At 56.2% G+C, this 19,686-nt stretch carries 16 protein-coding genes; 12 read left to right on the forward strand and 4 right to left on the reverse strand.

Going from position 1 to position 19,686, the window contains the following annotated elements:
* Positions 1–397: 397 nt before the first annotated feature.
* The 5 genes from typA (at position 398) to RE428_RS04530 (ending at position 6,758) form a co-directional block, all read left to right on the forward strand.
* Positions 398–2,209 (forward strand): translational GTPase TypA, encoded by a 1,812-nt coding sequence (typA, locus tag RE428_RS04510; protein ID WP_004580780.1) that lies wholly within the window; start codon positions 398–400, stop codon positions 2,207–2,209.
* 310 nt (positions 2,210–2,519) lie between these two features.
* Positions 2,520–3,491 carry a prolyl aminopeptidase gene (gene pip / locus RE428_RS04515; RefSeq protein ID WP_004580781.1) on the forward strand — a complete coding sequence of 324 codons (972 nt, stop codon included), beginning with the start codon at positions 2,520–2,522 and terminating at the stop codon, positions 3,489–3,491.
* Positions 3,492–3,699: 208 nt separating this feature from the next.
* Positions 3,700–4,143 (forward strand): D-aminoacyl-tRNA deacylase, encoded by a 444-nt coding sequence (gene dtd, locus RE428_RS04520; protein ID WP_004580782.1) that lies wholly within the window; start codon positions 3,700–3,702, stop codon positions 4,141–4,143.
* A 640-nt stretch (positions 4,144–4,783) separates the two neighbouring features.
* Positions 4,784–5,779, forward strand: a complete 996-nt coding sequence (locus tag RE428_RS04525; protein WP_004580783.1) for a porin — start codon at positions 4,784–4,786, stop codon at positions 5,777–5,779.
* Positions 5,780–5,912: 133 nt separating this feature from the next.
* Positions 5,913–6,758: a CYTH domain-containing protein gene (locus RE428_RS04530; protein ID WP_004580784.1), complete on the forward strand. Its 846-nt coding sequence runs from the start codon at positions 5,913–5,915 to the stop codon at positions 6,756–6,758.
* Here the strand turns inward: RE428_RS04530 and RE428_RS04535 are convergent.
* Positions 6,755–7,942 (reverse strand): potassium channel family protein, encoded by a 1,188-nt coding sequence (locus RE428_RS04535; protein WP_004580785.1) that lies wholly within the window; start codon positions 7,940–7,942, stop codon positions 6,755–6,757. The two genes, RE428_RS04530 and RE428_RS04535, sit on opposite strands and share 4 nt — an antisense overlap.
* A gap of 234 nt (positions 7,943–8,176) precedes the next feature.
* Between RE428_RS04535 and glnE the strand changes: the two genes are divergently transcribed.
* The 3 genes from glnE to RE428_RS04550 all read left to right on the forward strand — a co-directional run bounded on the left by glnE (position 8,177) and on the right by RE428_RS04550 (position 12,653).
* Positions 8,177–11,083: a bifunctional [glutamate--ammonia ligase]-adenylyl-L-tyrosine phosphorylase/[glutamate--ammonia-ligase] adenylyltransferase gene (gene glnE / locus RE428_RS04540; RefSeq protein ID WP_227500204.1), complete on the forward strand. Its 2,907-nt coding sequence runs from the start codon at positions 8,177–8,179 to the stop codon at positions 11,081–11,083.
* A 151-nt stretch (positions 11,084–11,234) separates the two neighbouring features.
* Positions 11,235–12,161, forward strand: coding sequence for a branched-chain amino acid transaminase (locus RE428_RS04545; RefSeq protein WP_004580787.1), 927 nt, complete (start codon positions 11,235–11,237; stop codon positions 12,159–12,161).
* An 87-nt stretch (positions 12,162–12,248) separates the two neighbouring features.
* Positions 12,249–12,653 carry a DUF6165 family protein gene (locus RE428_RS04550; protein WP_004580788.1) on the forward strand — a complete coding sequence of 135 codons (405 nt, stop codon included), beginning with the start codon at positions 12,249–12,251 and terminating at the stop codon, positions 12,651–12,653.
* A 46-nt stretch (positions 12,654–12,699) separates the two neighbouring features.
* On the opposite strand, the gene RE428_RS04555 is transcribed toward RE428_RS04550, so the two are convergent.
* Positions 12,700–13,749 carry a glycosyltransferase family 9 protein gene (locus RE428_RS04555; protein ID WP_040883221.1) on the reverse strand — a complete coding sequence of 350 codons (1,050 nt, stop codon included), beginning with the start codon at positions 13,747–13,749 and terminating at the stop codon, positions 12,700–12,702.
* Between the two features lie 215 nt (positions 13,750–13,964).
* Here RE428_RS04555 and RE428_RS04560 point away from each other — a divergent pair, with 215 nt between their 5' ends.
* The 4 genes from RE428_RS04560 (at position 13,965) to RE428_RS04575 (ending at position 17,543) form a co-directional block, all read left to right on the forward strand.
* Complete coding sequence (locus RE428_RS04560; RefSeq protein WP_004580790.1) at positions 13,965–14,954, forward strand: stealth family protein; 990 nt, start codon at positions 13,965–13,967, stop codon at positions 14,952–14,954.
* A gap of 50 nt (positions 14,955–15,004) precedes the next feature.
* Positions 15,005–15,709, forward strand: coding sequence for a BUD32 family EKC/KEOPS complex subunit (locus tag RE428_RS04565; protein ID WP_004580791.1), 705 nt, complete (start codon positions 15,005–15,007; stop codon positions 15,707–15,709).
* A 50-nt stretch (positions 15,710–15,759) separates the two neighbouring features.
* Positions 15,760–16,842 (forward strand): glycosyltransferase, encoded by a 1,083-nt coding sequence (locus RE428_RS04570; protein ID WP_004580792.1) that lies wholly within the window; start codon positions 15,760–15,762, stop codon positions 16,840–16,842.
* Positions 16,843–16,904: 62 nt separating this feature from the next.
* Positions 16,905–17,543, forward strand: coding sequence for a hypothetical protein (locus RE428_RS04575; protein ID WP_004580793.1), 639 nt, complete (start codon positions 16,905–16,907; stop codon positions 17,541–17,543).
* A gap of 40 nt (positions 17,544–17,583) precedes the next feature.
* On the opposite strand, the gene RE428_RS04580 is transcribed toward RE428_RS04575, so the two are convergent.
* Both RE428_RS04580 and RE428_RS04585 read right to left on the reverse strand, forming a co-directional pair.
* Entirely contained in the window at positions 17,584–18,741 is a 1,158-nt protein-coding gene (locus RE428_RS04580; RefSeq protein ID WP_004580794.1) for a glycosyltransferase, read from the reverse strand.
* Positions 18,738–19,568 carry a glycosyltransferase family 2 protein gene (locus tag RE428_RS04585; RefSeq protein ID WP_004580795.1) on the reverse strand — a complete coding sequence of 277 codons (831 nt, stop codon included), beginning with the start codon at positions 19,566–19,568 and terminating at the stop codon, positions 18,738–18,740. The genes RE428_RS04580 and RE428_RS04585 overlap by 4 nt, the downstream gene beginning before the upstream one ends.
* Positions 19,569–19,686: the final 118 nt, after the last annotated feature.

The raw sequence follows: 19,686 nt of genomic DNA on the forward strand, positions 1-19,686 counted from the left end.
ACAGGGCGGATAACAACGACAGCATTGGAGCATTAGCGCGATGATAGTGCGCAGAATGCGCTATAACGGTGCAATAAAGTGATTAACGCACCATAATGGTTCTAAACTTGGAGGCCAAGTCTGTTGGGCTTGAGATCATCGGGTTTGAGCTAAGCAAAGCGTGTGATCAAAATGTGATGGCCCTTGTACCGCTGATCACAATTTGAACGTAGTTACTCCAGGCGGTTTTCGATATACTGCGCGCGCCCAAAGTCTGCCTGGGCGCCAGGCAGTCCTGAAATGGAGCCCTCGAGCTCCCTAACCCGAACATTTCCCGATTTGAGATGGCATGCCGCGCGGGCTTCCTGCGCGCCTATCAGGCCTTTCTCAGGTCAGACGCATGCCGCAGGATTTATTTGTGATCGAAAAACGCCGAAATATCGCCATCATTGCTCACGTCGACCATGGCAAGACCACGCTGGTCGACAAGCTGCTGGAGCAGTCCGGTACCCTGGACCGCAAATCCAGCGGCGCCGAGCGGATCATGGACTCCAACGATCAGGAGAAAGAGCGGGGCATCACCATTCTCGCCAAGAACACTGCGATCCGCTGGAACGAATACCAGATCAACATCGTCGACACCCCGGGTCACGCCGACTTCGGCGGTGAGGTTGAGCGGGTGATGTCCATGGTGGACTCGGTGCTGTTGTTGGTCGATGCCGTCGACGGCCCGATGCCGCAAACCCGCTTCGTCACCCAGAAGGCGTTCGATCGTGGGCTGAAGCCGATCGTCGTCGTCAACAAGGTTGATCGTCCCGGCGCCCGTCCGGACTGGGTCATCAACGAAGTCTTCGATCTTTTTGATCGCCTGGGTGCGACCGACGAGCAACTGGATTTTCCAATTGTCTACGCCTCGGCATTGAATGGCATTGCCGGTCCGGAAGCGGATCAGTTGGCGGATGACATGACGCCGCTGTTCGAAGCGATTACCCAGCACGTACCGGCGCCAGACGTTGATCTCAATGCGCCGTTCCAGATGCAGATCTCCCAGCTCGATTACGACAGCTACGTGGGCGTTATCGGTATCGGCCGCATTACCCGCGGCAAGCTGCGCCCGGGCCAACAGGTATCGGTCATCGATCGCCACGACAAGAAACGCAACGCCAAGGTGCTTGAGGTTAAAGGCTTCCATGGCCTGCAGCGCGTACCGGTGGAAGAAGCCAGCGCCGGCGATATCGTCTGTATCAGCGGTATCAGCGAGCTGTTCATCTCCGACACCCTGTGCGATCCCCAAAATGCCGAGCGCCTTCCGGCGCTGACGGTGGACGAACCGACTGTAAGTATGACTTTCCAGGTCAACGACTCGCCGTTTGCCGGAAAGGAAGGCAAGTTCGTTACCAGTCGTAATATCAAGGAGCGCCTTGAAAAAGAGCTGCTGCATAACGTGGCTCTCCGTGTTGTGCAGGGAGAGACCTCCGAAAAATTCAAGGTCTCCGGCCGTGGTGAGCTTCACCTGTCGGTATTGATCGAGAACATGCGCCGCGAGGGTTTTGAGCTGGGCGTGTCCCGGCCGGAAGTGGTCCAGCGTGAGGTCGATGGTGAGATCCACGAGCCGTACGAATTCGTCGTGATCGACGTGGAAGACCAGCACCAGGGTTCCATTATGGAAGTCATGGGTCTGCGCCGCGCCGAGCTGAAGAACATGGTGCCGGACGGCCGAGGTCGTACACGTCTGGAATTCATCATGCCGGCGCGCGGACTGATTGGTTTCCGCAACCAGTTCCTGACCCTGACCTCCGGTACGGGCATCATCACCAACGTCTTCGACCACTACGGTCCGGTGAAGGGTGGCGACATCGAGCACCGCAACAACGGTGTGCTGGTATCGATGGTGGACGGCAAGGTGCTGGGCTATGCCCTGATGACCCTGCAAGAGCGTGGACGCCTGTTCGTCGATCCGGGTACGGAAGTGTACGAAGGCATGATCATCGGTATCCACAACCGGGACAATGACCTGGTGGTCAACCCGACGAAGGCCAAGCAGCTCACCAACATCCGTGCCGCCGGCACCGACGAAAACGTCATGCTGACGCCGCCGATCCGGATGAGTCTGGAGCAGGCCCTGGAATTCATCGATGACGACGAGCTGGTGGAAGTCACGCCGGAATCCGTACGTATCCGTAAGAAGCTGCTCAAGGAAAACGAGCGGCGTCGCGCGAACAAGAAGTAAGACATTGTTCGAATGTAATGGCGCGCATGCCGCGTCCGACTCGAGCATGTAGCAGATGCTTTAGCTTCTGAGGCGCCGCAAGGCGCCTTTTTTATTTCTAGCGTGCAAGGTGTTTGGGGTCGTCACGTCAGGTGGCTTGGAAACCTGGGCAGCCCTGCGGGCTGCTCCGAAGCTAAAGCGTCGGCTACATTCTAGGTGGAGCTTCTCACCCGCTGCTATCCCTCTTCAGACTGGCAATTCCCCGTCTGATCTCCTAAATTCGGCCAGACTACATCTTTATCCGTCCCAAGGACTCAGAGGTCTGTCTGCCATGCTGTCGCTCTATCCCGACATCAAGCCCTACGCCGAGCATCGCCTGAAAGTGGATGCGCCCCATGAACTCTATATAGAAGAAAGCGGTAATTCCGACGGTATTCCTGTGGTGGTGGTTCATGGCGGTCCCGGTGGAGGATGTGAGGACTACTACCGGCGCTTTTTCGATGCCGAGCGTTTTCGCATCATCTTGTTCGACCAGCGTGGTGCAGGGCGCTCCACACCGCTGGCGGAGCTCGAAGGCAATGACACCCAGGCGCTGGTGGAGGATCTGGAGCGCATTCGCCATTTCCTTGGGATCGATCAGTGGGTGCTATTTGGCGGGAGTTGGGGCTCGACCCTGAGCCTGGTCTATGCCGAAACCCATCCCGACCAAGTGCTTGCATTAATCCTGCGTGGCATCTTCCTATGCAGGCCGCAGGATATCCACTGGTTCTATCAGGAAGGTGCCAGTCGCGTCTTTCCAGATTACTGGAGGGATTATCTCTCAGTGATCCCCGAAGGTGAGCGGGACGATTTAGTGAGCGCCTACTACCGTCGATTGACCAGTCCCAATGAGCTTGAGCAGATACAAGCGGCAAAAGCCTGGTCCGTTTGGGAAGGGCGCTGCGCCACGCTCCATCCCAATCCCCGCGTCGTCGAGCATTTCGGTCATCCCCATGTGGCCATCGCGTTGGCCCGGATCGAGTGCCACTACTTCATGAACAATGCCTTCCTTGAAGCGGATCAAATCGTTCGCGACGCCGGACGCCTGAAAGGGATCCCGGGCCATATCGTTCACGGGCGCTATGACATGGTGTGTCCATTGGACAACGCCCAGGCACTGACCGAAGCCTGGCCGGAAGCCGACTTCGCGATCATCCGTGATGCGGGCCATTCTGCTTCTGAGCCGGCGATCGTCGATGCACTGATGATTGCCTGCGAGAAAGTCGCTGAGTACTACGCGAAAGGGCCCCATCGTCCGGTCTAGGTACAACATGAGCTCGCCCTACGGCGAGGGCTCCCAAAGAGGGCAATAGGGGTTTTGTCTATTTATGTAACCGCCGCTTGCCCACCCGGATCGGGATAATTAGAATCCCGATCTGTTCAATTTCATACCGCCGTGTAATGAAACAATCCAAAAAGCCGCACGGCGCGTGAAAACAGGCCTTTCAGGGCAGAAGGACAAGGAGCCGTTTTTGAAAGCGCTGATCCAGCGGGTCACTCAAGCCAACGTCGATGTGGGCGGCCAATCGGTCGGCCGGATTGATGCCGGTATCCTGCTTTTCCTGGGCGTCGAGCATAAAGACACCCGGGACACCGTTCTTCGCCTTTGCCAGCGCATTCTCAACTACCGAATCTTCGCCGACGATGATGGTCGGATGAACCTCAGCCTCCTCGATACCGGGGGTAGTCTACTTGCCGTTCCACAGTTCACCCTTGCTGCCGATACCCGAAAGGGCCAGCGCCCCAGTTTTTCCTCTGCGGCGCCCCCCGAGCAGGGGAAGCCCTTGTTCGATGCTTTTGTGGAGCAGGCGGGACAGTCATTGGGTTCGGCGCGGTTGGCAACGGGGCAATTCGGTGCGGACATGGCAGTAAGCCTGGTAAACGATGGGCCTGTCACCTTCGTTCTGGAAGCGTGAGGCGTGAAGTTTGTAGCTGTAGCTACGGTTGCCCTTTGTCACAAAGTCGTAATGATTACCGTGATTCAATGCGGCGCAAGTGAAACGGCGCTGGCCAAAGGTCGGAGTTGAGTCGGTGGCGAGTTGTGCTACCTTCCGGGCGTCTGGCGGGCTGAGCAATTTGGGGGCGCGCTAATATTTAATGCTTCATCTTGGAGCGGCTCAATCACAATCATGACAGCATGTTTAGTTTTAAGTGGCTGAAAATTAAAAATAATTGTGAATTGGCCTAAAAGTTGTTGGTGGAGTTCGGAATTGTTCGGAGTGTGGTGCCTAAAAAATCGCCACAAAAAATTTGCAAAATAGCGCACAGTGTATTAAAACCTAGTCATCATGCAGTGCATTAAGAAGCTACTGTAAGTGACTGACCTTTAAGGCCTAGCAAGCGATTGAAGTAGATGCTTCTCGAAAAAACGCCAAGCACGGTCACAAGGTGAAACGAAATCACACATGAATAATTTCTGTAATTCCGGAAGGATACAGGCGGAAGTAACGGGAATGACATGTTTGATTCACATAATGGGTCTGTCAGGGCCCAATACTAAAAACGGGTAAAAACCCGCGGCTAAAACCTGAGTTAACTCAAGAAGGAAGACGCAACATGAAAAAGACTCTGATCGCATCGGCTGTAGCGGCGGCTACATTCTCCGGCGCTGCTCTGGCGCAGGAAAGCAACCTGCCGACCGTTTACGGTAACATCCAGTATGCGGTGTACTACGAGGATATCGACGGTACCTCCGAGCTGAGCCACTTCGACAACGGTTCTACTCTGGGTGTTAAGCACGACCACGAAATTGCCCCGGGCCTGACTGGCTTCCTGAAGCTGGAGCTTGAAGGTCTGGCTGCTGACGACAAAGACCGTGAAACTGGTCTGGAAGATGTCGACGAAGCTTACATCGGTGTTAAGGGCGACAGCTTCGGTCAACTGTGGGTTGGTTCTGACGACTCCGTATACGAGTCAGCCATCGTTGGCATTGCTAACTTCTACGAGGTTGGTGACAACTTCGGTGGCCTGCAAGATACTGGTGAAGGCGACCTGATCCAGTACCAGACTCCGTCCTTCGGCGGCCTGACTTTTGCCGGCGCTGTTCAGATCAACGGTGATGGTGATGATCAGTCACTGTCTGACAAGAACGGTAAGAAGTCCTACCCGTACCAGTTGGTTGCTGCCTACGAAATGGACGCGCTGAGCTTGGCCGTTGCTATGGATTCTAACGACGGTGGCGATGATAACAACGAGAACACCTACGGTGTGCGCGCCGCATACTCTATGGATAACCTCTCCCTGTCCGCTGAGTATCAGACCCGCAAAGACGATGCTGATCTGGCCGGTGTCATGGGCGTTTACACACTGGGCGCCAACCAGTTTGCTCTGTCATACGAACTCAAGTCTTTCGACGAGACTGATGACGATCAGGACATCGTAACTCTGCAGGCGCTGCATAACCTTTCCGATCACATGTACGTCTATGTGGAGGGTTACCTGAAGTCCTCTGACGAAGATAACATCAACGAGTTCTTCCAGAATGGCGAGACCGTTGCTGTTGCCGCTGACGAGAAGAGTGGCGTAGCTGTTGGTGCGGTTTACTACTTCTGATCCAGGCTTAGCCTGATCTAGAAGCAGTACCAAACCAGAAAACCGGCAACCTTCGGGTTGCCGGTTTTTTTGTGCCTGAAATTCTCTGGCGTTATGCTCATACGCGGTCGATAAATCTCCCGGGAGTCCAACCATGGCTGAAGAGCTGGAAATCAAGCTGACCCTCGCATCCGATAGCTCCGAACGGGTCCTAGCCTGGATAGCGGATAAGCACGCGGGTGAGCTTTCCAGCAAACACCTGCTCAATCGCTACTACGACACGCCTGACCAGATGCTTAACCAGCAGCGTGCCGCCTTGCGGGTTCGGCAGGCGGGCACCCATTACATCCAAACCCTCAAGACCAAGGGCGAATTCGTCTCCGGAGCCCACCGCCGCAACGAATGGGAGTGGCCGCTACCCGGGGCAAACCTGAATCTAGGTCTCCTGGCTGATACGCCTATTGCGGATCGGGTCAACCTGGCGGAGCTCGAGGTGATCTTCGAGACCAATTTCCAGCGCCAGAGTGTCATCCTGGAGGAAAACGATGCGTCAGTGGAGTTCGCCCTGGATCTCGGCAAAATCGTCGCCGACGATAAGGCGCTTGATCTGGCCGAAGTGGAGTTCGAGCTTAAAAGCGGTGACAGTGGTGCGTTGATGGCCTTGGCGGTGGAGCTTTCCGGCCGGGCACCGATGTTTCTGAATCTGGTGAGCAAGGCGGAGCAGGGCTACTGGCTGGCCGGGCTGGGTGAGCCGTCACCGGAAGTGGTCGGCGACGATAGCGTTACGGCCTTTCTGCGGGCTGTGAGCGTGCAGTGGCTGACAGGCGTAGCGAGCGAAGCCTTGCAATCAGCCATTGAGGCGATCGAGACGAGCGCCGAAAACTTAGGCCTCCGGTCCCAGTGGCAGTGGGTGCGTGAGCAGGCATCGACGTCGCAGCATCCTCGCTGGATGTTTCAGCCGCCACTGGTCCAACTACAACTGGGGTTGCTGAACGGCTAGTCCTGTTTGTCGGTCGGCACCTTGGGGATCGTCGCACCCGCTTGCGGCTGATCGTCCTGGAGATTATGCCAGCGCTCAAGGAAAGCCCGGTAACGATCCAGGGCATCGACCAGTTCCTCGGTCGGCGGCGTGTCTGCGGATTTGACCAGTACGATCAGGCCGCGGCCTTCGACTTCCTTATCCGGCTCCGGATGGCAGACCACCCGATTCTCCTCATCGATATAAGCCAGGGCGGTACCTATGCCATGCCTTATCAGTGCGCTGACGATATCCGCCCAGGTGAGGTCGTCGAGGTTTAGCTCGTAGCGATGCGGATGGTCGTTCTGGTAGTTGAACAGATCCTCCAGCACCTTCTCCGATCCGGGAGAAACGACGGCCCGGACCATGATTTCCGGATAGGTGCGAACAGGGCGAATGACGGTACGAATACCCATGGTTGTATAGCGATGGCGGTCCTCATCGCGAACGCATTCAAGCGTCGCCCGATGACAGAGCTTGAGATCGTTGAGCCGATGGGCAATGTTGAAGGTGACGCTATCCGAGTCCGGGTCTGACTCGTCCGGTGCGAGCACGATGATGTGGCGGGCATCGATGATATTGACGGCCCGGAGGGCTTGCGGGTCGCCGCCCGAGCCATGATAGTGCACGAGGCCGGCATCCCTCAGTTCCGGCGGGAGTCCTTCCGGGTACTGTTGTGTCAGAATCTGTATGGGCACGCTCTCGTAGCCCGGCACCGCCCGGATCTGGCTCGAAAGCCGCAGGAAGTATTGTTGGCCGCCGTATTTTGGGGTGTTGATGATGACGATATGATTCTTCATGTTGTATCTCCAGCGGCCTGTCAGTATGCGCTCGCGCCGATAGAACCGGTATTCGATGTAGTCGCTGACGATCAGCGTCAACACGGTGATCGCCATGATGTACATCACTGCAACGGTAATGAGCCGCCCCCAGGGGGTCTGGGGAGAAATGTCACCGTAGCCTACCGTCGCTAGTGTGGTGAAGGTCAGCCAGAAAGCCTCAAGCAACGACAGTCCTTCAAAAGTCATCATGGCGATGATGTGGATGCCGACGAGGGACAGCAGCGCAATCAGCAGGCGTTTGATCCGTTGGCGAATCACCCCCGACATGGGAAGATGCGAGAAGTGGTGCTCGGCGGTAATGGCGCGTCGGTCTTTATTCAGCATCGCGGCGAAACTTCCGGTCCGGGCCTGGGTGTCTTGTGAATCCGCTCTCCCTCTGGGTGAGGGGGATTCGGACGCAGCTCCAATGTCAATGTGTGGCCTGAAGGTATAGAGAATTCAGGTATAAGTCTAATCGCTTGGCGGACAATCGTCTGGTTGTTTAATCAGAGGTTACCCGGCCGTCTTGTCCAGGTGACCAACAAGAAAGCCAACACCAAAAACGAAATACTCAAGCCTATGGTTTCATCACACGCGGAAATGCCCGCAGTCCCCGAATCCCTCGAACCTGATCTGCATAAGGTGTCTAAGATCCTGGATGCCATGGCACTCAATCAGGCTATAAACCAGGACACCGCGATCACCCGGGCCGCTTGGGAGCGTGCCTTGCTCTACAGCCTTTTCCTGAGGGAGGTCGCTGAGCGTGATCCCGAGTATTTATCCGAGTGGCTGGAAGCCTGGCCGCTGTCAGAGCCGACGACGACTGACGGCGTATCGGCCTGCTGGCAGCGTTACCTCGCCAGGGTGACCGACGAGCACAGCCTGCACCGTGAGCTGCGCCTATTCCGTCGGGAGTGCATGTTCCGGATCGTCTTTCGGGATTTCCTGCGCCTGGCAGACCTTAACGAAACTATGGCCGCAGCCAGCAGTCTTGCCGATGTTGCTATCGGCGGCGCCCTGGCTTGGCTTCATGAGGATGCCTGTGAACAGTGGGGCACGCCTTACGGTGCCGATCCGGTAACGGGAAAAGAAACGCCCCAAAAGATGATTGTGCTGGGCATGGGCAAACTGGGTGGCTTCGAGCTGAACGTGTCGTCGGATATCGATTTGATCTTCGCGTTTCCGAGCAACGGCGAAACCCGGGATGGCCGGCGAACCCTCGATAACCAGCAGTTTTTCACGCGGCTCGGTCAACGGCTTATCCAGGCGCTGGATCAACTGACAGCAGACGGTTTCGTGTTTCGCGTTGATATGCGGCTGCGCCCATACGGCCAGAGCGGCGCGCTGGCATTAAGCTTTGCCGCGCTGGAGGCCTACTACCAGGACCAGGGGCGGGACTGGGAACGCTATGCCATGGTCAAGGCGCGGGTGGTCGCGGGAGATCAGAAGGCGGGGCGGGTGCTTATGGAGAGCCTGCGGCCGTTCGTCTACCGCAAATACATCGATTTCAGTGCCTTCGAATCCCTGCGCAACATGAAGGCGATGATCAGCCGGGAAGTCCGCCGCAAGGGGCTTGAGAACAACATCAAGCTGGGTAGCGGCGGTATCCGGGAGATTGAGTTCGTGGTCCAGGCATTCCAATTGATTCGCGGCGGCCGCGATCGTGAGCTGCAGCAGCGCGAACTATTGAAGATCCTACCCGAGTTAATGAACCTGGAACTCCTGCCCAAGGCGGTGACCGATGAGCTGGCGGCGGCCTACGTTTTCCTGCGCAATGTCGAACACGGCCTGCAGGGCATGGCCGACCAGCAAACACAGGAACTCCCGGATACGGCACTCGAGCAGGCCCGCTTGGCGCTGATCATGGGCTTCGAGGATTGGTCGGCTTTCCATCGGGAGTTGGATGATCACCGTAAGCGTGTGGCCAAGCATTTTGCCGACATTATCGCTTCGGATGACGAGGAGGCAGAAGAGCAGGAAGCCAGTGAGCGATGGCAGGAGATTTGGCTGGGGGAGCTGGAGCCGGATATTGCCGCCGAGCGTCTGGAGAGCGTCGGCTTTGAACAGCCCAGTGAGAGCTTCGAACTCCTTCAGAAACTGCGCCAGAGCCGCACGGCTCAAATGATGCAGACCGAAGGGCGTCGGCGCCTGAACCGTTTTATGCCGGTGCTGCTCGAGGCGTTGAGTGATGGCGAGGCCCCTTCGGAGACCTTGGGACGTGTGCTCCAGCTTGTCGAGGCGGTACTGCGGCGGACGGCCTACCTGGTGTTGTTGCTGGAGAACCCCGAGGCGTTGAAGCAGTTGGTTCGGCTGTGCAGTGAAAGCCCCTGGATCGCCCGCCAACTGGCCGAAACGCCTTTGCTTCTGGATGAGTTGCTCAATAAGGAAAGTCTTTATCATCCGCCCTCCAAGCAGGAGCTTGAGGACGACCTGCGCCAGCAACTCCTGCGTATTCCGCTTGAGGATCTGGAAGAGCAGATGGAGGTGCTGCGCCACTTCAAAAAGACCCATGTGTTGAGGGTGGCGGCCTCGGAAATACGTGGCACACTGCCGCTGATGAAAGTGAGCGATTACCTCACCTGGATTGCCGAGGTTGTGCTCGACCATGTCGTGGACGTCGCTTTCTCCAATCTGGTCAGCCGTCATGGCTACCCGCGCCATGAAGACAGTCAGTCCAGCGACAGCGACTTTGCCGTTATCGGGTACGGCAAGCTCGGGGGCATCGAACTGGGTTACACCTCGGACCTGGACCTGGTGTTCATTCACACCGCGGACCCCCAAGGTACGACCAACGGCGAGAAACCTATCGACAATGCGGTGTTCTATACCCGGCTAGGGCAGCGCATCGTGCATATCCTCAATGCGCAAACGCCCTCGGGCCAGCTGTACGAGGTGGATATGCGTTTGCGTCCCTCAGGCAACTCGGGCCTGTTGGTCAGCAGCCTCTCCGCTTTTGAGAAGTATCAGCGCGAAGACGCCTGGACCTGGGAGCACCAGGCCCTGGCCCGGGCCAGGGGCGTCGCGGGCAGCAAGGATGCGCTGGCGGCATTTGAAGCGCTGCGTCACGACCTGCTTTGCCAGCCCCGGGACCGCAAGAAGCTGCGCGACGAAGTCATGGAGATGCGGGAAAAGATGCGCGAGAACCTGGGGTCGAAGGCTGGCGAGACGACCGAGGTTTTCCATATCAAGCATGACGAAGGCGGTATCGTCGACATCGAATTCATGGTGCAGTACCTGATGCTGGCTTATTCCGCAGAGCATCCGGAGCTGACCCAATGGTCCGATAATATTCGTCAAATGGAGGAGCTTGGTCGGGCTGGTGTGCTACCGACCGAAGATGCCGAAAAGCTACGGGAGGCTTATATCACACTGCGTTCGACGATCCACCGCAGGGCCTTGCAGAACCTCAATAGTCAGGTCGAGAGGGATGCTTTTGCCTCCGAAAGAGCCTACATCTGGAGTGTATGGCAGCGGGTCATGGGCTGAACGTCGAGGTGGCAATGCTCAGGTCATGGGGTGTCTGCAGTCGTACTGGTTACTTCGTCGGTCCCCGTTTTCCTGCTAGAATGCCCGTCTTTTACAGTGTTTCCGGCTCGGTCGCGAAGCACTTTCATGGCTGGTTTCAGGAGCAATAAAGATGTCGATGGCGGATCGTGACGGCCTCATCTGGCTGGATGGTGAAATGGTGCCCTGGCGTGACACCAAGGTGCACGTGCTGACCCACACCCTGCATTACGGCCTTGGCTGTTTTGAGGGGGTGCGAGCCTACAATACCGAGAAAGGTCCTGCCATTTTCCGTCTTCAGGAGCACACGGACCGCCTTTTCCGCTCTGCCCACATTCTCAATATGAAGTTACCGTTCACCAAGGAGCAGGTAAACGAGGCCCAGCGCCAAGCGGTTCGTGAGAACAATCTGGATGAAGCATACATTCGTCCGATGGTTTTCCTCGGCTCTGAGGGCATGGGGCTGCGTGCTGACAACCTCAAGGTGCACCTCATGGTCGCCGCATGGAGCTGGCCGTCCTACATGGCCCCGGAGGCCCGTGAGCTGGGCATCAAGGTGCGCACGTCTTCCTACACGCGCCATCACGTCAACATCACCATGTGTAAGGCGAAGGCCAACGGCAACTACATCAACTCCATGCTGGCCCTGAACGAGGCAATTGCCTGCGGTTGCGAGGAAGCCCTGCTGCTGGACAACGAAGGCTACGTGGCCGAAGGCTCCGGCGAGAACATCTTTATCCTGCGTGACGGTGTGCTGCATACGCCAGAACTGACCTCCTGCCTGGAAGGTATCACTCGTCAGACCATTCTCGATTTCTGCAAAGAGCTGAACGTGCCCGTGCGCGAACGTCGTATCACCCGCGACGAGGTCTACATTGCCGACGAAGCCTTCTTCACCGGCACCGCCGCCGAAGTCCTGCCGATCCGCGAGCTGGACGGCCGCGTCATAGGCCAGGGCAAGCGTGGCCCGCTGACCGAGAAGCTGCAGGGGATGTACTTCGATGCGGTGAAGGGCAAGCGGACCGAGAATCTTGGTTGGCTCACCGCCGTCCGTAACTGATGTCATGTTCGGCCGAGGCCCGGTTGCATCGGTCTGCCATGAAGTCAGCAAACCATTCAAATCCAGAGTTAAGCCCAGGAAGATCCCATGGCCGACGTAATCAAGGTGCCCGTCTCGTTCGGCGAGGTACTCGACAAGATCACCATCCTCGAAATCAAGTCCGAGCGTATCAAGGACGAAGAAAAAGTCCGCAATGTCCGTCTGGAGCTGGATGAACTGAGCGAGACCTGGAATGAAGCCGTTCAGGATCAGGCTGTGATCGCGGATCTACGTAAACAGTTGAAGTCCGTCAATGAGCAGCTTTGGGTGATCGAGGACGATATTCGCGACCAGGAGGCGGCGCAGGATTTTGGCCCCCGCTTTATCGAACTGGCACGCGCGGTCTATGTGACTAACGATAAGCGCGCGGCGATCAAGAAAGAGATCAACCTGGCGCTGGGCTCACGCTTTGTTGAAGAGAAGTCCTATCAGGACTACACCGCCCGCAAGTAAGCCTCTCCGGGAGCTGGCGCTTTGCCAGCTCCTCTCTCATCATGCGTCAGCCGGCCGATAAGATATTCTGACGATTGTCGACCCATTGATCGAAACGTTGGCAGACGTCCTCAACGCTGATCAGCTCCATCGCTCCCGGGTATTCGGCCTTTGCTCCCCAGCGCGCCGTGTCTATGTCCTTCCCCGCAAACTGCTTCAGTGCTTCCGGGTAGCGGTTGACGCACAGTTCCAGGGAATTGTAGGGGCCGGAACGATAAGGATTGCTCGCAGCAAAAAGGCCTAGCACGTCCGTGCCCATGGCGCTGGCAATATGTGCAGGGCCCGTATCCGGAGCGACCAGCAGGTCCGCTTTACTGAGCAGCGCCGTAAGCTGTTTGAGCGTGTCCTTGCCGCAGATGTTGAGCGGTTGCTCGCGCATCTGGTTTTCTATCGACTCGCAATAGTCCTTTTCATGCGGCGCTGGGCTGCCAACGAGAATGACCTGTGCGCCATGATTGAGTATGGCGTGGTCCGCCAGTGCCGCGTAGTGCTCGGCCGGCCAGTTCCGGAGGGGGTGACTGGCGCAGGGACTAATGACGACGTTAAGCCTGTCAGGCGAAAGATGGCTGTCAGCGAAGGCTAGATCGGTTTCGGCGAGTGGAATAGTCCAGCAAGGTGGCGCGGCTCTCAGACCAAGAGGTTCCAGAAAGCTCGCTAGACAGTCGCGGACATGCTGTCTCTCCGCAGATGCAATTCGCCGATTAATGAAGAGACTGTGCAAGTCCTTGCTGCGCGCCTGATCGTAACCGACCTTGATCCTTGCCGGGATAACTGCCGCGGCCAGATTGGCTCGAAAGGCGACTTGCATATGTAGCAGGGCATCAAATTTTTGACCTTTCAACGACCGGCGCAATTCCCGATAGCCGTCGATTCCTGCCTTTTTGTCGAAGATCACGAACCTGACCCCCGGTAAATCGCCGATCAGCTTTGCCTCTATCTTCCCGATAACCCACGTGATCTCGATGCCTGGAAGCTGTTCCTGAAGGCTGAGAACCACGGGAATGACATGGGTGACGTCTCCTATGGCGGAAAGGCGGAGAATGCAGATGGATTTGATCAAGACGCTGTCCGTTTATCCTGTACTGATTGTTAGCGGGCCTGCGGCCCCGGTTCTGATAAGCTAGCGGCCATTCTAGCCTAACCGTCGAACCAGCGTCTCTCCGGGATCTGTTAGCCTCGTATTTTATGGGCGTGCGAACGGGCCAGAGGCTGGTTGGGGCTCACTTATGGGGCCAAAAAGGGCGAAACTCCACACGATATGTTTTAAACGTTATGTGTTCCGAAAAAACAGATGGACCGATTGACGCTGTCGTCACCTGGGTGGATGGTGATGACCCGCAACACCGCCAGAAGCTGGAAGCCTACCTCGGCCGGCGTGCTCGAAGAAGGCCCAAGGCGGCGGCCGAGACGCGATATGCCGATCGAGGTGAGCTCGAATACTGTGTCGCATCCCTCCTTCGTTTTGCGCCATGGCTCAGGTATATCTTTATTGTGACTGATGCCCAGAGGCCCGGTTTCCTGGACCGGTTGCCGGCCGACGTTAGCGACCGGGTGCGGGTGGTGGATCATACAGATATTTTTCATGGCATGGCCGAGGGGCTGCCGACGTTTAATAGTCTTTCTATCGAAACAGTGTTGTGGCGGATACCCGGATTGGCCGAAAAGTTCATCTACTTCAATGACGATTGTTTCCTTATTAAGCCGGTCTTAGCCTCGGAGTTTTTCGATCAGGGCAAGGTTGTGTTGAGGGGGACGTTTCGGCCCATGATACAGCCATCCTTACGAAGGACGCTCAAACGTTTCATTGGTATAGGCCGTCCAACACGTCGGACGTTGCAGTCGGAAACTGCGGGACTGGTCGGCATGGAGGAGCGCTATCTGGATGTTGGGCACATACCGCATCCGATGCGTGTTAGCACCTTTAGAGACTATGCCCGAGAGCATCCTCAGCAGATGCGCCATAACGCTACATACCCGTTGCGGCACGTCAGGCAATTCTGGCCGATTGCCCTCGCGAACCACCTGGAAATAAGACATCATTCTGCCGAAATTTCGGCGTATCCGGAGTCCCTCTATCTGAATTCAAAGTCAGGCATCCGCGACATAGCGTTATTGCAGGACGCGGAGCAGCGACCCGAGTGCAAGTTTCTATGCGCACAGAGCCTCGATAACGCCAGTGAAGAATTTATGGCTTCCTGGATGGACTGGATGGATCGAAATGTCGGTCGCTTTCAGAGTGATTTCGTTCAGCATTTGAACTAGAGGAAAGACTGCCCGTTTTTGTTTTTTTGCGCAGCGAGCAGGAACTGCGAATGTCCTATTGTTTTGATCACCGCCACTACCGCGTGGTTTCTCAACTCGAAGAAGATGCCGGGCGGGCGCTCGTGGATGCCGTTCTTGATGGCACGATCACCCGTGAGAAGGTTTTTCGGGATAATTGGCGTACGTTAAGTGCGCAGGTGCGTTTTCGGGGTGAATCGCTTCTGCTCAAGGTCCCTCGCGCCAGGAACAGCCGTCGATGGGAGCGTTTCCTGACTCGCTTCCGGGCGAGTGATGCCGTGCGTACGTTCCGGCATCTCGAACTGATGTCGACGATGGGGTTTGCCGTCCCAGACCCCATCTTGGCTTGTGAGTTGCGGCAGGGCGGCGTCGTCACGGACGCCTTCGTCTGTTATCGATTTGTGGAGGGGCGCGTTGCCGGGCCGCAAGATGCCGGGGCGATCCTAACGTCCCTCCAGGCCCTGCACGATTGCGGTTATCTTCGAAACGATGCGCAGATGGCCAACTTTGTAATTTCGGGTGAGACCGTATATTTCATCGACTTCAGGTTGAAAAAGCCCCGATTCCTACCAGCCTTGCAGAAAGCCCGGGAGCTTGCGCGATTTCTTCGAAGCTGCCCCGAAGGGCAGGGCAGTCCGCGCGTTACCGCTACCTCGCCAGGGTGGTTATGGTTGGCCATGCGCCTCGATGATATGAGTGTTGGTATGCGGAAACTTAAAAGGCGAATGCGGTCCTGATTTGACGATGTCCTCTTCAGGGGTGCAGTGGTTTATTGGTGGAGTGACCCATGAAAACGGCCGTACTCTTTTGCCCTTCCCAGGTATGGGGTGGTATCGAAAAAAATGTCCACCTCAGAGCCAAGTTGCTCGGAGAAGACGGCGTTAGCGTCGTTGTTATCCTGTTGGAAGGCTTCTTTGCGGAGCGCTTCGCCGATTTGCCGAACGTGCGAGTTATTGAAGTTGCTTCGCGTGGCGGTGACTTCAATATCTTCGTCGTCGCCAACTACGTGAAGATTCTGCGAGAAATTGCCCCCGACGTTGTTTTCGCCGCATTGAAAAAAGATTGGTGGCTGGTTTCGTTGGCGTCGAAGATCGCAGGCGTCGATCGCGTTGTCCTCTATCTGGGCATTGCCCGACGGGTTAAGAGCCCGATCAAGTATTTCGTGATTTTCAGGTTGATGAAATCGGTGTTGATGGTAAATAGCGATTCCCTGAAATATGCCATGTTGAAGCACTCGCGTTTTTTTGACGAAAGCAATGTATATCGGGTCTACAACGGTTTTGACGCGCCTCCCGCTGAGACGAAGCCGTTGGATTTCAAGGCGATGTTCAATCTTCCGAATGACGCTGTCCTTGTGGGGTGCGCCGGTCGTTTCAGTCCCCAGAAGGGCTTTGATCTGTTGCCCGACGTGCTGGCCAAACTTCCCGAGCACGTACACGTGGTGCATGCCGGAGAGGGGGAGTTTGAAGAAACGATTAAAGCGGCTATCCAGTCGCGCCCGGAGTCCGAACGGATCCATTTTCTTGGCTACCACCAAGACATGCCCGCATTTTTCGGAGGCATCGATATATTTCTACTGTGCTCGAGGAACGAAGGTATGGCCAACGTACTCAACGAAGCCATGAGTCACGGCGTACCTGTCGTCTCAACACGTGTGCCGGGAAGCGAAGAGCTTCTGGCGCATGGGGAGTACGGTATGCTCGTGGATATCGATGATGTGCCAGCCATGGCGAAGGCGATTCGTTCTATCGCAGAGGGAGAACGCTCGTTTGCGCCCGAAAAGCTTGAACGGTGGATTGTCGATAAATTTGGCCTCGAGAAAATGATGCGTGAAACGAACAGGGTGTTTTTCCCGGCTGACCGGAGTTAAGTATTGGGCCAGGATGTCCAATCATGTGACATGCATGGCGCGGACCTCGAGATGGAGTTGTTTTGGCTACCAAGTATCGACTAAGGGCTTTTTGGATTGATGCATACAACCGCCTCAGGTTTGGTACTGAAGCGCCCCGTTATGCCGAACGCATCTGGATTCCACCCGACCGCTGCAAACGATATATCGAGGCCGCGGATCTAGCAGACCACTTTGGCGCCAGGGTGCGTCAAATGTCTGGCCGTGTTGTCTCTGACTGGCCCGTGTCGCTTGAGCAACCGTTCGAGAACCACCCAAAACTGACTTATTGCTGGGAGCATTGGCGGGACGGCAAAGACTGGTACGAGTCAGGTGCTATCGACTTTATGTTGCAACGGATTGCTGTTTCTCCAACCGGCGTCACGGATAAGTGCCGAACGCCAGAGGATGTGGAACACCGTTTCGAGACCCTTGACCGAATCTGGGATCAGGTTCGGGGAAGGGGACATTTCCCTACGCGGCAGACGCTGGATGGGAGCAATTATCGCGAGGTCGGAGGTATCCTGATGCATCTTGGGCCGGGCGGCGAACCCATATTTTCCGGGGCTGGCTGCCATCGATTTGCAATGGCCATGATGCTGGACACGCCTTTCCCGGCCCAGCTTGGCTGTGTTCATATGTCGGCGCTGGAGCATCTGCCCAATTTCCGCTTGGGGGAATAACTCCCCTGCGTTGACGGTGCTTCTTGCCCACAAGCAGGGTCTACGAAAAGGGATTCATGGGATCGGCGAGGAAAGCTTCGACAACTGATTTTGAACTGAATGGCGCTAGCCAGTCCGGTTTGACCTCAACAGGAAGCCTCTCGACAGTCGTCTCAAGTCCCTCTGCCAGCCCCTTAATGGTGCGCGGTGTCAGATACTGTTCGAGTTCGCCTTGAAAAACAGAGCGGACACCGCCGCGACTGTCCACTGAGAGAATAGGCGTTCCGCAAGCTAAAGCTTCTGTGAGCACGATGCCCAGCCCTTCGTACTCTGACGCGAGTACAAAGAGATCGGCCTGCTTCATCCAGGGGTAAGGATTGCTGCGTTTGCCGGCAAAATACACGCGGTCCGATAGTCCCAACTTCTTCGCTTTCTCTTCGAGTTCCTTTCGAAGAGGGCCTTCTCCGATGATGACGAGTCTTTGGGGAATTCGGGCCACCTTGAAGGCATCCAATAGCAATGCATGACCTTTTTGTGGCACCAGGCGTGCGACGTTCACGATGTAGGGGGCGTCGGGAAGATCTGGTTCGCTTTCATCGGCCATTGTCTGGATCGCCCTAACCGGACAAGGATTGGTGATGACGCTTAAGCTGCGGGGGCGGATGCCCCCAAGGGCAAAAGCTTTTCTGGCCGATTCTTCCACGCCTGACGAAACGCAAGCGAGATGACGGTTCTCGAAAACCAGTCTCCACTCCAGCTTTTTCTGCCACAGCGGCCGATCATAGTGGATGACGTTTTCGAGTACGTAGATCGCGCGTTCGTCACGGAAAGACCAAAAGTACTTGAACGTGCCCAGCCCCCGGAAAATGATGCGATCAAATTGGCCGTACTGTTCTTCCAAGCGTTTAATTTTCCGTCCGAGCAACCAGCCGCTGAGCCATCCGACCCACATGAAGTGGGATCTCGGGAGGAGTACGCCCAGGAGCAGTCGTGAAAGTAGGAAAAGCGGAATCCCGACGATAGATTTGAATAAGGCCCGTAGCTGGTCGTGGTAATGCACGTTGACGGCAGGCTCTTGTGGGTGCAAATCCCGGGGGTTGTCACGACAGGAAAGCAGGTGACTTTCGTGACCTTCTTCTGCGAAAGCATCCGCGAGGTTCACCGCGACACGCTCCATCCCGCCCATCTTCAAGCTATGGATGACAACCAGGGTTCTCATGAAGCTATTTTCTTCTCGATACCGTTTTCCGCCCAGAATATGCGATTGTCTTTGACGGCATCCCGTATAGCGCGATTTCTGGCCCATATTTCCGGCTTGGAATAGCCTCGGGCGTGGTCGAGGTGAAGGCAGACGGTACTGAACCGAATCTGTCTGGACTTATGCCCAAAATTCCACAGACGTTCGCCAAGCTCGCGATCAAGACCGCCATATTGCATGTCTTCGTTGAACCCGTTGACGGCAATGAGGTCCTTGGTCCAGGTGGAACTGTTCATGCCGTTCCAGCTCGCGGCAGCGGGTGTAACCGTGTTCAAGAACCTTTTTACCCAGGGAGAGGGAGAAAGCTTCCAGAGCTTGTGGCTTTTGGGTTGCCCGCTATCGATAAGCCATTGCGGGTTGAAGATGACGCCAGAGCGAATGTCGTCCTCTGATATTTTTTCGGAGACAGGCATGGTTAACTTGATGTAGCCCCCGGAGAGAAAAAAGCCGGGTAGGGCGAGGTTGCGATGGGTCTCGACGAGATTGGGTTCAGGTATACAGTCTCCATCCGTAAAGATCAGGTAATCACAATTTGTGCTGCTGATCACCCGGTTTAGGATCTGGCACTTTCGGAAGCCTTCGTCTTCCTGCCAGAAGTGGTCGATTTCCAGTAAGCCACGGGATTTGAAATGTTCGATGAGTTCACGGGTCGAATCTGTTGAGCCGTCGTCGGCAATGATCACCCGAAAGTCTTTCACGGTCTGGCTTTCGTAGCCCGTAAGCACCTTGGCCAGCCAGGCCGGCGAATTATAGGTGGTTATGACTACGCCAACTGAAACAGGTGTCATAGGCTCGAAAGGGTTGGGCGGGTAGGCTGGATCTGACGAGTTCCGAGTATACACTCCCTCGCCAGCGTATGCCTCGGAGCTGTCGTATTTTGTGCTCGAATCATGCGCCGTTCCGCGA

The organism is Marinobacter nanhaiticus D15-8W (assembly GCF_036511935.1).
In the GTDB taxonomy this organism is placed as follows: domain Bacteria; phylum Pseudomonadota; class Gammaproteobacteria; order Pseudomonadales; family Oleiphilaceae; genus Marinobacter_A; species Marinobacter_A nanhaiticus.